We start from the raw sequence: 13,501 nt of genomic DNA on the forward strand, positions 1-13,501 counted from the left end.
CAGGGTAGCGCTGGGGCGTAGCGACGTCTACGAAAGTTTCTTGACAGGTGAATCGGGCCTGTAACTAATGTTTCCCGTGACCAAATCAGCCGCTTCCAAGATTCTGGGTACCGAGGACGGACCCGTTGCCCAGGTCGTGAACCCGGGCGGTCGAGGTGAGGTCTGCATCGTGTGCGAACATGCGAGCCCGCGCGTTCCCGCCAGCCTCGGCAACCTTGGACTGAGCGACGTCGACCGACTGTCGCACGCGGTCTGGGATCCCGGTGCCGAAGCCTTGGCGCGGCGTTTGTCCGCGCTGCTCGACGCGCCGCTTGTGCTGTCGCGGGTGTCGCGGCTGGTGCATGACTGCAATCGCCCGCCCGAGGCGCTGGACGCCTGCCCGTCGCGAACCGAACGGATCGAGATCCCGGGCAACCGCGACCTGACGGCGTCCGAACGCGCGGCACGGGTCCACGAGGTCTATGAACCGTTCCATGCAGAGGTGGAGCGCGTCCTTGACGGCTTCGCCTCGCTGCCCGCTCTCGTAACCGTCCACAGCTTCACACCCTCCTGGAATGGTGAGCCTCGCTCGACCGAAATCGGCCTCCTGCACGATGCCGATGCGTCGCTTGCGACCGCCATGCTGGCAGCCGCGGGACCGACGCCGAAGGTGGAGTTGAACATGCCCTATTCGGCGGCGGACGGCGTTACGCATACGCTAAGGAAACACGGGACCGCTCGAAGCCTCTCAAATGTCATGGTCGAGGTCCGCAACGATCTTCTGACAGAGGAGGCTGCGGTTGCGCGCATCGCGGATGCCCTGACCCTGATGCTGACCACGGCCTTCGCCCACGGGAATGCCGCATGAGGGCGCTTCAGACCTATGTCCGCGTCATCGACCGCGTGAACCGCTGGATCGGTCGCATCGTCATGTACGGCATCTTCGTGATGATGGGGATCCTGCTCTGGTCCACGTTTTCGAAGGTCGGCAGCGATCTGGGCTTCGACATCAACCCGTCGGTCTGGACGCTCGAGATGGCGCAGTTCGCCATGGTCGCGTATTACGTCCTCGGCGGTCCCTATTCGATCCAGCTTGGGTCGAACGTGCGGATGGACCTTCTGTACGGAGAATGGACCGATCGGCGGAAAGCCGAGGTCGACGCCATCACCGTGCTCTTTCTGATCGTTTACCTCGTCTTCCTGCTCTGGGGCGGTTGGGACAGCCTGATGTATTCCTTCCAGTACGGCGGCGAGCGCAGCCCGACCGCCTGGCGTCCCTATCTCTGGCCTATCAAGACGATCATGGTCGTCGGCATCCTGCTGATGCTTCTTCAGGCCGTCAGCGAGTTGTTCAAGGATATCCTCCGCCTGAAGGGCGTCGCGGTGGAGGCCGGCGCCTGATGCCCTATGAAGCCATCGCCCTGCTGATGTTCGCGTCGATGATGCTGATGCTGCTGACCGGCCAGCGCGTCTTCGGCGCCATCGGCTTTGTCGCAGTCATCGCGGCCTTCTTCCTGTGGGGCGACCGGGGCGGTTATGATCTGGGCTTTGCGCAGGCGATGAAGCTGATGAAATGGTATCCGCTTCTGACGCTGCCGATGTTCATTTTCATGGGCTATGTGTTGTCGGAAAGCCGGATCGCCGACGACCTATACCGCATGTTCCACGTATGGATGGGGGGACTGTCCGGCGGGCTTGCCGTCGGCACCATCGGACTGATGGTCCTCATCTCGGCGATGAACGGACTTTCGGTCGCGGGCATGGCGATCGGTGCGACCATCGCGCTTCCGGAGCTTCTCAAGCGTAACTACGACAAGAGGATGGTCACAGGAGTGATCCAGGCGGGCTCTTCCCTGGGAATCCTCGTGCCGCCTTCGGTGGTGCTGGTGCTTTATGCCATGATCGCGCGGCAGCCGGTGGGGCAGCTCTGGCTCGCGGGGGTGCTGCCCGGGCTGATGATGGCGGGCATGTTCATAGCCTACATCGTCATCCGCTGCGCCATCACCCCGTCGCTCGGACCGGTCCTGCCGCCCGAGGAGCGCAATGTGCCCCGCGCCGAGAAACTGCGGCTTTTGTCGGCGGGACTTCTGCCGATCGGCATTTTCCTTGCGATGATGGTGCCCTTCATCAACGGTTGGACCTCGCTTGTCGAAAGCTCGGCCGTGGGTGCTCTGGCGGCCTTCCTCGCCGCTGTTCTGAAGGGCCGGATGACGCGGCAGGTTTTCCAGACGAGCGTGCGCAACACGCTTGGCATCACCTGCATGTTCATGTGGATCATCCTCGCGGCCCTGGCCTTCGGCGCGGTGTTCGACGGCCTCGGCGCGGTAAAGGCCATCGAGTCGCTCTTCACCGAGAAGCTGGGACTGAGTCCGTGGATGATCCTGATCCTGATGCAGCTTTCGTTCATCCTGATGGGGACGTTCCTGGACGATACAGCGATGCTCGTGATCGTCGCGCCGCTTTACGTGCCGCTTGTCGCGGCCCTCGGCTTCGACTTGATCTGGTACGGCGTCCTTTACACGATCACGACGCAGATCGCCTACATGACCCCGCCCTTCGGATATAACCTGTTCCTGATGCGCGCCATGGCTCCGCCCGAGATTTCGATCCGGGACATCTACGCCTCGGTCACGCCCTTCGTTCTGGTGATGATCCTGGCGCTGACGGTGGTGATGATCTTCCCGCAGATCGCGCTGTGGCTGCCGGGGCAGGTGTACGGAAACTGAATCGAACGAAAAGACACGGCGGGCCAAACCGCCGGAGAACAAACGCAATGACAGAGAGGAAGACGACCATGACCACGAGACGCAAGTTCCTTACGACGGCTGCCGCCGGTGCAGCCGCGGCGCCCTTGGCCGCGCCTGCCCTGGCGCAGTCGACCATCACCTGGCGGCTTCAGACCTATGCCGGTCCGGCGCTCGCCGAGCACGTCCTCGACCCGGCTATCGCGATGTTCAACCAGATCGCGGGCGACCGGATGCAGATCGAGACCTTCTATGCCGACCAGCTTGTGCCCACGGGAGAGCTGTTCCAGGCGATGCAGCGCGGCACCATCGACGCCGTGCAGTCGGACGACGACTCGATGGCCTCGCCGACCGAGGTGACGGTCTTCGGCGGCTATTTCCCCTTCGGCTCGCGCTACTCTCTCGACGTGCCCGTCCTCTTCAGCCGGTACGGTCTGAAGGAGATCTGGGAGGCAGAGTACGCCAAAGTCGGCATCAAGCACATCAGCGCCGGAGCCTGGGATCCCTGCCACTTCGCAACGAAGGACCCGATCCGCAGCCTGGCCGACCTGAACGGCAAGCGCGTCTTCACCTTCCCGACCGCCGGCCGCTTCCTTACCCAGTTCGGTGTCGTGCCGGTCACCCTGCCGTGGGAGGACATCGAGGTCGCGGTGCAGACCGGCGAGTTGGACGGCATCGCCTGGTCGGGGATCACCGAGGACTACACCGTAGGCTGGGCCGACGTGACCAACTACTTCCTGACCAACAACATCTCCGGCGCCTGGATCGGCCACTTCTTCGCCAACAACGACAGGTGGGAAGAGCTGCCGGACGACCTGAAGACGCTGTTCACCGTTTGCTGCGACCAGTCGCACTATTACCGGCAGTACTGGTATTGGGGCGGTGAGGCCGACCTGCGCGTCAACGGCACCAAGATGGAGCTGACAACGATTCCCGACGAAGAGTGGGATACGGTCGAGCAGGCCGCGCAAGTGTTCTGGGACGAGATCGCGGCAGAGTCCGAGACCAAGGCGAAGGTCGTGGAGATCTTCAAGAAGTACAATGCCGACATGCAGGCGGCTGGACGGCCCTACCGCTACGGCAAGGCCTGACACCGCGGCGCGTTCCGACAAGGGACGCGGGCTTGGCAAGACGGGATGCCCCGGGTAACGCCCGGGGCATCCCTGCGCCGGAAGAGAGGACGAGACGGACATGACCACGCAACTCAGCTTCGACGGACTGAAGGAGCTTGCCACCAAGCTCGAGATCGACACCGTCCTCGTCTGCCTGATCGACATGCAGGGTCGGCTGATGGGCAAGCGGTTCCACGTCAACAACTTCATCGAGAGCGGTTACGAGGAAACGCACTGCTGCAACTACCTGCTGGCCACCGACCTCGAGATGGCGACGCCGGACGGCTTCGCCTCGACAAGCTGGGAGAAGGGCTATGGCGACTACGTCATGAAGCCCGATCTGAAGACCCTGCGCCGTCTTCCGTGGCTGGAAGGCACGGCGATGGTGCTGTGCGACCTGATCGACCACCACACCCATGAACCCGTGCCGCACGCGCCCCGTCAGGTCCTGAAGGCGCAGATCGAACGCGCGGCCGCTTTGGGTCTGACGCCGATGATGGCGACCGAGCTTGAGTTCTTCCTGTTCGAGAAGACCTACGACGACATTCGCAAGTCCGGGTTCCGTGATCTAGAGCCGCTGGCCGGATACAACGCCGACTACAACATCCAGCTCACCACGAAGGAAGAGCATGTGATGCGCCCGATCCGCAACATGCTGGTCGCCGCGGGGGTCCCGGTCGAGAACACCAAGGGCGAGGCAGAGGCAGGGCAGGAAGAGCTGAACATCCGCTATGCCGATGCGCTTCTGGCCGCCGATCATCACACCATCGCGAAGCAGGCGATCAAGGACATCGCGTACAGCAAGGGGGCCTCGGCGACGTTCCTGGCGAAGTGGCATCACAAACGGGTCGGCAGCGCCGCGCATATTCACCAGTCGCTGTTCAGGGGTGTCGACAACGCCTTCCACGACAAGGACGCCGCCCAGACGATGTCCGCGACGATGCGGTCCTACGTCGCCGGTCTTCTGAAGTATTCGGCGGACACCACCTATTTTCTCGCGCCCTACGTCAACAGTTACAAGCGGTTCATCCCGGGCACCTTCGCGCCCACCAAGGTCGCCTGGTCGATCGACAACCGCACCGCCGGCTATCGCCTGGTCGGCGAGGGAACCAAGGGCGTCCGAATCGAGTGCCGCATCCCCGGCTCGGACATGAACCCCTACCTCGCATGCGCGGCACAGCTTGCCGCCGGTCTCGCCGGCATCGAAGAAGGACTGACCCTGGACGACCCCGTGACCGGCGACGTCTACAACATGGCGGACGTTCCCTCGATCCCGCACAAGCTCTCGGATGCGACCGAGGCGCTGCGCGGCTCGACGATGCTGCGGGCCGCCATGGGGGACTGGGTGGTCGACCACTATGTCCGCGCCGCCGAGGTCGAACAGGAGGCCTTCGATGCGGTCGTGACCGACTATGAAGTGCGGCGGGGGTTCGAACGCGCGTGATCACCGGCATCGACCATATCGTGCTGACCGTCCGCGACGTCGAGGCGAGCGTCGCTTTCTACGGGCGAGTTCTCGGAATGGAGGCGGTGACCTTCGGCGAGGGTCGGCGGGCGCTGGTGGCGGGCGATCAGAAGATCAACCTTCACAGTCTGGGGATGGAGACGCGCAACCACGCCGCAATCGGTGCTGGTGATGTGTGCCTTCTGACGGACCTCACTCCCGACGCCGTGATCGCGAGACTGACCGCCGAGGGTGTGGCCATCGACTCGGGTCCCGTACCGCGCGCAGGCGCGCGAGGCCCCATCACCTCGGTCTATTTCACCGACCCCGACGGACATCTGATCGAGGTTGCAAGCTACGGAGGTCAACCATGACCAAGACCATCGACCTGATCTCGCCGATCGACGGCTCGGTGTACCTGACACGAGAGGTTCTGTCGCGCGAGGCCGCCGTCGACGCCGCCGCCCGCGCGCGACGCGCGCAAGAAAAATGGGCGCGCGTTCCTCTGGAGGAGCGCATCCGGCTTGTGCTCAAGGCCAACGACATCGTGGGTCAGACGACGGACCGCATGGCGTTGGAACTGGCGCACCAGATGGGGCGTCCGATCCGCTATGGCGGCGAATTCGGCGGCTTCAGCGAGCGCGTGACGTACATGGCGTCCATCGCGGAGGAGAGCCTGAAGCCCGAAGTCGTCGAGGACTCGGACACGTTCCTGCGGATGATCAAGCGCGAAGCCCAAGGCGTCGTCATGGTCATCGCGCCTTGGAACTACCCCTACATGACCGCGATCAACACGATTGCGCCTGCGCTGATGGCGGGTAATGCCGTGATCCTGAAGCACGCGGCGCAGACGCTTCAGGTCGGGGAACGTCTGGCCGAAGCCTTCCACGAGGCCGGCGTGCCGAAGGACGTTATGCAGAACCTCGTGCTCGATCACGACACGGCGGCGGCGCTGATCGAGGGACGGCACGTCAACTTCGTCAACTTCACCGGCAGCGTGAACGGTGGAAAGGCGATGGAGCGTGCGGCGGCAGGCACCTTCGTTCCGGTCTCGACCGAGCTTGGCGGCAAGGATCCGGGCTATGTCCGCGCTGACGCCGACCTGGACCGCGCGGTCGACGTGCTGATGGACGGCGCGATGTTCAACGCGGGGCAGTGCTGCTGCGGGATCGAACGCATCTATGTCGCCGAAAGCCTCTACGACGCCTTTGTCGAGAAGGCTGTCGCCTGGGCCTCGGCGCAGACGCTGGGCAACCCGCTCGACCCGGAGACGACGCTTGGACCCATGGCCAACGTCCGCTTTGCGGTCGAGGCGCGGGCACAGGTCGAGGAGGCCTTGGCCGACGGCGCGACGCAGCATGTGGCGACGATGCCCGCAGACGATGGCGCAGCCTACATGACGCCGCAGGTGCTGACCGGCGTGACCCACGACATGCGCGTGATGCGGGACGAGACCTTCGGGCCGGTGGTTGGGATCATGCCCGTCGACGACGACCAGACCGCGATCCGGCTGATGAACGACTGCGCTTACGGGCTGACCGCCTCGATCTGGACGCAGGACGCGGACGCCGCCGAGCGCATCGGGGATCGGCTTGAGACCGGCACGGTCTTCATGAACCGCTGCGACTACCTGGACCCGGCGCTGTGCTGGACCGGCTGCAAGGACACCGGGCGCGGGCAGGGGTTGTCGAAGCTCGCCTATCAGGCTCTGACGCGGCCGAAATCTTATCACCTTCGGAAGAACTGACATGACCCTTACAGGCAACTGGTCCTATCCCACCTCGATCCGCTTCGGTGCGGGCCGCATCGCCGAACTCGGCGGCGCCTGCATGGCAGCCGGGATCCGCAGGCCTCTTCTCGTCACCGACCGGGGTCTCGCGTCGATGGACATCACCGCCCGCGCACTCGACCTCCTCGCAGAGGAGGGCCTCGGCCGCGCGATCTTATCGGAAGTCGACCCAAACCCGACCGACCTCAACGTCAGCGAGGGCCTGCGTGTCTACCGTTCGGGCGGATACGACGGCGTCATCGCGTTCGGCGGCGGCTCGGGCCTCGACCTCGGCAAGACCATCGCCTTCATGGCGGGCCAGACGCGCCCCCTGTGGGACTTCGAGGACATCGGCGATTGGTGGACCCGCGCCGATCCTGCGGGCATCACGCCGATCGTCGCCGTTCCCACCACGGCCGGAACCGGATCCGAAGTCGGGCGTGCGGGCGTCATCACGAATTCGGCGACGCGCGAGAAGAAGATCATCTTCCACCCGAAGATGCTGCCCTCGGTCGTTATCTGCGACCCGGAGCTGACCGTGGGAATGCCAAAGCACATCACCGCAGGCACGGGGCTTGACGCCTTCGCGCATTGTGTCGAAGCCTATTCGTCGCCCTTCTACCATCCGATGAGTCAGGGCATCGCGTTGGAGGGTATGCGGCTGGTGAAGGACTGGCTGCCGCTGGCCTACGCCGACGGGACGGACATCGAAGCGCGGTCGCACATGATGAGTGCCGCTGCCATGGGTGCCGTCGCCTTCCAGAAGGGCCTCGGCGCGATCCACGCGCTGAGCCACCCCATCGGCGCGGTCCACCATACGCACCACGGCACCACGAACGCCGTCTGCATGCCCGCAGTCCTGCGCTTCAATGCGGACGCCATCCGCGAGCGCTTCGACCGTGCCGCGGCCTATCTGGGGATCGACGGCGGCTTCGACGGCTTCCGCGATTTCGTCGACGAGTTCAACGACAGCCTCGGCATTCCGAAGCGGCTCTCGGGCCTCGGGGTCACGGACCCGGACATCGACGTCCTGACCGATGCTGCGCTGCGTGATCCAAGCGTCGGCGGCAATCCCGTCGAGATGACTCGCGACACTACGCGAGCGCTCTTCGAACAGGTGCTCTGACCCTTCCGCCTGCTTGCTCCTGCCGGACGGTCTGCCTAAGCAGGGGCAAAGCGAGAGGATCGGCATGGGCAAGGCACACGGCGGACGGGTTCTGGTGGAGAGCCTGCGGGCACTAGGAGCGCGACACGGCTTCGGCGTGCCGGGCGAATCCTATCTCTCGGTCCTCGACGGGATGCACGACACCAAGGGCGCCTTCGACTTCGTGCTCTGCCGGAACGAAGGCGGCGCAGGGTTCATGGCCTCGGCGTATGGCAAGCTGACCGGAACGCCGGGCCTCTGCTTCGTCACGCGCGGGCCCGGAGCCACCAACGCCTCCATCGGCGTGCATACCGCAATGCAGGACAGCGCGCCGATGATACTTTTCGTCGGCCAGATCGACACGCGCACCCGCGACCGCGAGGTGTTTCAGGAGGTCGACTACCGCCAGTTCTTCGGCCCGATCGCCAAGTGGGCGACCGAGATCGAACATATCGAGCGCATTCCCGAGATCGTGTCGCGGGCCTGGACGACGGCGCTGTCAGGCCGGCCCGGACCTGTCGTGGTGGCGCTGCCCGAGAACGTGCTGAACGCCGAGACCGACGTGCCGCCGCTGTCGCGCGCCGCAGCCATCCCGAAACCATTCGCCTCGGCCGAAGACATCAAGGCGGTCCATGCGGCGCTCGACCGAGCCGAAAGGCCGGTCCTTCTGATCGGCGGTGGCGGCTGGACCTCCGAGGGCGGCGCAGCGCTGACACAGTTTGCCGAAGCCTCGGACATCCCAGTCGTCGCCGCCTTCCGCTATCAGGACATCTACGACAACAGCCGCGCGACCTATGCGGGCGAGGCGGGGGTGGGGATGCTGCCGCAGGTCCGCAGGACGCTGGAGAATGCCGACCTCATCCTCGCCATCGGCGTCCGCTTCGGCGAGATGACGACCGACAACTATACCCTCTTCGATCTGCCCGACATGTTGCAGACGCTGATCCACGTTCACATGTCTGCAGGCGAGATCGGGAAAATCTACCAGCCCGACATCGCGATCCTGTCCTGCCCCAATGCTTTCGCGACTGCACTTGCCGACGTGCCGGTGAAGGGACCGTGGAGCGACTGGCGCAGTGCCGCGCGCGCAGGATACGAGGCGAGCTTCGACCTGCCGCCGCAGCCCGGTCCTGTCGACATGGTTGAGGTCATGCGACACCTTCAGGAGGTGCTGGACGACGACGCGATCCTCACGAACGGCGCTGGCAACTTCTCTATCTGGAACAACAAGTACTTCCGCTACGGCACGGGTAATCGGCTTCTGGCGCCTCAATCCGGGGCCATGGGCTATGGCCTCCCCGCTGCAATAGCGGCGAAGGTCGTCCATCCGAAGCGCACGGTCGTCTGCTTCGCGGGCGACGGAGACTTCCAGATGAATTGCCCCGAGCTTGGCACCGCGATGCAGGCGGGCGCGCAGCCGGTCGTCCTGATCCTGAACAACGGCAGCTACGGCACGATCCGGATGCACCAGGAAAAGCACTTTCCGCGACGTGTGTCGGGCACGGAATTGCAGAACCCTGACTTCGCCGCGATGGCCCGCGCCTATGGCTTCCACGGCGAGAGGGTCGAGCGGACCGAGGACTTTGCCGACGCTTTCGAGCGTGCGCTGGCCTCCCCTTCGGGAGCGGTTCTCGACCTCGTCACGGGCATCGAGGCGCTGACGCCCCGGCAGACTTTGACCCAGATACGCGCCGCCTCCGAACCGTAACCCTTCCTTAACCGCGTTTCGGCAAATCCTCGTGGAAACGTCGCTGCGTCCGGCGGCGCAATTTCGGGGGATGGCCAATGGCCGCGCTGCAACTCACGGATGTCGTCACGGGCAACTCGCTCGGGTTGGACTATGGTTTCTCGGACATCCTTGCCACGACCATTGATGGACGCCGCGTTCTCTACGCTCTCTCGCGGACCGAAGCGACGCTTGTCGAAGTCGGTATCGGAGCGGACGGGCATCTCGGCATCGCGAACACGCTCGCGCTTTCCGGCACTTTCGCTGCTGGCAGCGATCCGGTCCTTGGACTTGTCGACCCTGCTGGCTCCGGCCAACTGCTTCTTATGGCGGGTTTGCCGGCGAGCACGGGTCAAAGCGTGGAACTGAGCTATCTGGGTGCGCTCGGCGACCAGGCGCCTCTCTCGGTCACCGGCCTTCTTGCCGCGCCGACCGGTCTCGATCTCTCCGGGGCTGCGGGCTTGGTTTCCGGAAGGCTGGGGTCAGGCGGTCTCGACCTGTTCACGGATTTCGGGAACGGACTCGTCTGGTCGGCGTCTCTCGAGGACACCGCAGATCGCGCCTTGGGCGACGTTGCCGCTGCGGTGGCCTTCGAACATGACGGAGCGGTCCTCGTCGCGACGGTATCGGCCACTGAAAACGGCCTTAACCTTGTCGCCATAACGCCCGGCGGGATGGGATACGTCGCAGTCATGGGAGCCTCCGAGGGACTGCCCATTGGCAGACCCTCCGACGTCGAGGTCATCCAGAGGCTCGATGAAACGCTTCTGGTCGTGTCGGGCCGCACCAGTTCTTCGCTCAGCGTCGTGAGCCTGGGTCCCGCCGGGGCGCCGATCCTGTCGGATCACATCCTCGACGCACCCTGGACGCGGTTCCAGGGGGCCGAGGCGGTGGCCACGGCGACCTACGGCGACTTCGCCTTCGTCGCGGCTGGCGGAAGCGAAGGCGGCGTGTCGCTCTTCACCGTCCTTCCTGGCGGGCGGATGGTTCACCTGTCGTCTGTCGCCGACGCAGACCAGATGCCGCTCTACCGCGTCTCGGCGCTGGAAGCGCAAGTGGCGTACAATCGGATCGACATATTTGCGGTCTCGGCGATCGAGGCCGGCATCGCGCGGCTCTCTTATGACCTGTCCGGTTTCGGCGCGGTGGTGCTTCCTCCGGCGGTGTGGCCATGGGGACCGCAAAGGCCGATCAGTTGATCGGATCCGCCAAAGCGGATGTTCTGTCTGGCGTGGGCGGCGACGACATTCTGTTCGACGGCGCGGGCGAAGACATCCTGAACGGAGGCACGGGCGCCGACCTCTTCGTTCTTCACAACGACGGCCAAGCGGACACGATCCTGGATTTCGAGCGCGGCGTCGACCGGCTGGATCTGTCGGCATGGGACATGCTCTACGCAGCCTCGCAGCTTTCCGTGTCGCCGACGGCGGACGGAGCGATCCTGACGCACGGGTCGGAGACCCTGATCCTTCACACGTCGGACGGACAGCCCCTCGGTGCGGCGGACTTCTCCGACGCCGACATCCTCAACGTCGACCGTCCGCCGCTTTTGGCAATAGGACAGCTTCTCTGGGGCGGCGACCTCGGCGATGTGCTCAATGGTGGCGCGGGGCCGGACACGATGCATGGAGCAGGAGGCGACGACAGCCTCTGGGGCGGTTTCGGCGCTGACGTGCTGAACGGAGGCGCCGGCCACGACGCGCTGGACGGTGGCGGCGGACATGACGCCCTTTCAGGCCAGAGCGGCGACGATCTCCTGATCGGCGGACTCGACGACGATCTGATCTTCGGCGACGGCGGCAACGACGTGATCTACGGCGACGGGATCCTCTGATCCCTTAAGCGATGCCGTCGCCGTCGAGGATGCTGTCCCAGAGCGACGCAAAATCCCCCATGTCACCGCCGTCGAGAATGGCCTGGGCGTCCCCGGGCGGGGTCCAGGACGGAAAAAGCAGTGCTAGCATGGCAAGGCCGATGTCGCCGCCGATCAGGAAATCGTCGCCGGTTCCTCCAGACAGCGCATCGTCGCCGCCGCCACCTTCGACCAGATCGAAGCCGTCCGATCCAAAGAGATCGTCGTTGCCAAGGCCACCGCGAATGGCGTCGTTGCCCGAACCGCCATCCACGGTGTCGGTCCCGAAGCCCGCGGACAGGCCGTTACCGGCGTCATTGCCCCTGATGATGTCGTTGCCGCTGCCGGTCAGCCCGTTCTCGATCACCGTGCCGCGTGCGATTCCGATGTTGCCGTCGAGACCGGAGAGGTCGGAATGCGCCTCGGGTCTCAGGTCCATGACCTGGTGCGCGCCCTCGCCCGAGAAGTCGAGCGTATCCTCACCGCCGGTGTCGTAGATCGTGAAGGTGACGTTGCTTGCCATGTCGAGCACGTCGTCGAGATGTGTGCCGCTGTTGCCATTGCGACCCAGACGGTGTCGCCGGTATTTGCCTGCGCAACGCCGTATAGGGATTGGATGGCGATGATGTCGGCGATCTGGGGCGAGGTGACGAAGGCATAGGTGGCGTCGACATACGTGTTCTCGCTCTGGTCGAAGTAGGACATCACCGAGGCTTGCCAGCTGTCGTTCTGGTAGTCGGTCTGGACGCCCCATGTCGCGCTGCCGTTGTAGTCGCCGGCGTGTCCCAGACCGAGAGCATGTCCGATCTCGTGCAGGTAGGTCTGGAAGTAATAGTAGTCGAGCCGGGCCTGGCCGCCGGCCCAGGTGCTGTTGATGTTCACGAAGGACGACTGGATGACGTGGTTGAAGACGGACGACGTCGAATAGGCCCCCGCCGCATTGTCGTTGAAGGTGATCTGAGCTGTCGCACCGGCGGTTCGCGCGGAAATGCGATAGTCGCCCGGCGAAGCGTCGGCGAAGGAGCCGGCCTGGATGTAGTGAATTCCGCTGTAGGTCGCCTGATAGGTGAGCCCGCTGTTCCGTCCTTCGGCATCGTCGTTCTCGGCCAGAAGGGCGCCTGAGGCGTTATAGAGACGCAAATAGGGGTCGGCAGTTCCGGATGCGCTTTCCGAGGCGAGCGCGATGTTCACCGCCTGGCCTGCTGTCAGGTAGACCGCGACCGAATCCCGGTCCGCCCCGGACGACAAAGTGCCCGTGAAATCCTGCCCGACGGACATGGTGTAGGTCGTCGTCCGCCCCGCTTCGGCGTCAGCGCCTTCCGTGAGCACGGCGGTTGGCGGGGCGACCTGACCGGCTTCCACGAAGTTGATACCGGACACGTAGGACCACGATTCAAGCGCGGCCCAGGCCATTTCTTGCCCGTTTGCAGTGAGCTGGCTTGTGTTGACGACGAGATAGTTGCCGGGCGAGACGTCGAAGGCGCGGGTATTTCCGTTCCAGAACCCGCCCGTCAGCTGCGCTGCGATCTGGTCATAGGTGTAGATCGGAAGTTCCGCACCGGTATCGACGGCGGCCTCGAGCGTCTGGTCGGGGACAGCATAGGCGCAATCGGAAAGCCACGGCTGAAAGTCGGCACACAGTTGGCACACGTCGCGTCTCCGCCTGAAATCGGTGACTGGCTACTCGCGCAGCACAGGCCGCAAACCGATACGTCCGCCCGCATCCCCCGGG

Annotated in this window: 13 protein-coding genes; 11 read left to right on the forward strand and 2 right to left on the reverse strand. The window is 64.6% G+C overall.

Translation table 11 applies throughout. The features are described 5' to 3' along the window. Positions 1-67: 67 nt before the first annotated feature. From C8D95_RS11490 to C8D95_RS11540, 11 genes are all read left to right on the forward strand, one after another. A complete protein-coding gene (locus C8D95_RS11490; protein ID WP_109759318.1) occupies positions 68-847 on the forward strand; it encodes an N-formylglutamate amidohydrolase in 780 nt (259 codons plus the stop codon). Beyond that, on the forward strand, positions 844-1,380 hold the full coding sequence (locus C8D95_RS11495; RefSeq protein WP_109759319.1) for a TRAP transporter small permease subunit: 537 nt from the start codon (positions 844-846) through the stop codon (positions 1,378-1,380). The genes C8D95_RS11490 and C8D95_RS11495 overlap by 4 nt, the downstream gene beginning before the upstream one ends. Continuing rightward, positions 1,380-2,705, forward strand: coding sequence for a TRAP transporter large permease (locus tag C8D95_RS11500; protein WP_109759320.1), 1,326 nt, complete (start codon positions 1,380-1,382; stop codon positions 2,703-2,705). The genes C8D95_RS11495 and C8D95_RS11500 overlap by 1 nt, the downstream gene beginning before the upstream one ends. A 68-nt stretch (positions 2,706-2,773) precedes the next feature. Beyond that, positions 2,774-3,814 (forward strand): TRAP transporter substrate-binding protein, encoded by a 1,041-nt coding sequence (locus tag C8D95_RS11505; RefSeq protein ID WP_109759321.1) that lies wholly within the window; start codon positions 2,774-2,776, stop codon positions 3,812-3,814. 100 nt (positions 3,815-3,914) lie between these two features. Then, positions 3,915-5,279: a glutamine synthetase family protein gene (locus tag C8D95_RS11510; protein ID WP_109759322.1), complete on the forward strand. Its 1,365-nt coding sequence runs from the start codon at positions 3,915-3,917 to the stop codon at positions 5,277-5,279. Beyond that, positions 5,276-5,653 carry a VOC family protein gene (locus tag C8D95_RS11515; RefSeq protein ID WP_109759323.1) on the forward strand — a complete coding sequence of 126 codons (378 nt, stop codon included), beginning with the start codon at positions 5,276-5,278 and terminating at the stop codon, positions 5,651-5,653. Before C8D95_RS11510 ends, C8D95_RS11515 begins: the two co-directional genes overlap by 4 nt. Next, positions 5,650-7,026: an aldehyde dehydrogenase family protein gene (locus C8D95_RS11520; protein WP_109759324.1), complete on the forward strand. Its 1,377-nt coding sequence runs from the start codon at positions 5,650-5,652 to the stop codon at positions 7,024-7,026. Before C8D95_RS11515 ends, C8D95_RS11520 begins: the two co-directional genes overlap by 4 nt. A 1-nt stretch (position 7,027) precedes the next feature. Next, positions 7,028-8,173 (forward strand): iron-containing alcohol dehydrogenase, encoded by a 1,146-nt coding sequence (locus C8D95_RS11525; protein ID WP_109759325.1) that lies wholly within the window; start codon positions 7,028-7,030, stop codon positions 8,171-8,173. A gap of 64 nt (positions 8,174-8,237) precedes the next feature. Continuing rightward, entirely contained in the window at positions 8,238-9,899 is a 1,662-nt protein-coding gene (locus tag C8D95_RS11530) for a thiamine pyrophosphate-dependent enzyme (RefSeq protein WP_109759326.1), read from the forward strand. Positions 9,900-9,976: 77 nt separating this feature from the next. Further along, positions 9,977-11,116 (forward strand): hypothetical protein, encoded by a 1,140-nt coding sequence (locus tag C8D95_RS11535; RefSeq protein WP_109759327.1) that lies wholly within the window; start codon positions 9,977-9,979, stop codon positions 11,114-11,116. Continuing rightward, complete coding sequence (locus tag C8D95_RS11540) at positions 11,089-11,751, forward strand: calcium-binding protein (protein WP_109759328.1); 663 nt, start codon at positions 11,089-11,091, stop codon at positions 11,749-11,751. Before C8D95_RS11535 ends, C8D95_RS11540 begins: the two co-directional genes overlap by 28 nt. A gap of 4 nt (positions 11,752-11,755) precedes the next feature. Here C8D95_RS11540 and C8D95_RS11545 read toward each other — a convergent pair whose 3' ends face one another. Both C8D95_RS11545 and C8D95_RS11550 read right to left on the reverse strand, forming a co-directional pair. Further along, a complete protein-coding gene (locus tag C8D95_RS11545; RefSeq protein WP_109759329.1) occupies positions 11,756-12,292 on the reverse strand; it encodes a M10 family metallopeptidase C-terminal domain-containing protein in 537 nt (178 codons plus the stop codon). After that, on the reverse strand, positions 12,199-13,419 hold the full coding sequence (locus tag C8D95_RS11550; RefSeq protein WP_109759330.1) for a M66 family metalloprotease: 1,221 nt from the start codon (positions 13,417-13,419) through the stop codon (positions 12,199-12,201). Before C8D95_RS11550 ends, C8D95_RS11545 begins: the two co-directional genes overlap by 94 nt. Positions 13,420-13,501 lie beyond the last annotated feature (82 nt).

This window comes from Silicimonas algicola, assembly GCF_003148765.1.
GTDB classification, from domain to species: domain Bacteria; phylum Pseudomonadota; class Alphaproteobacteria; order Rhodobacterales; family Rhodobacteraceae; genus Silicimonas; species Silicimonas algicola.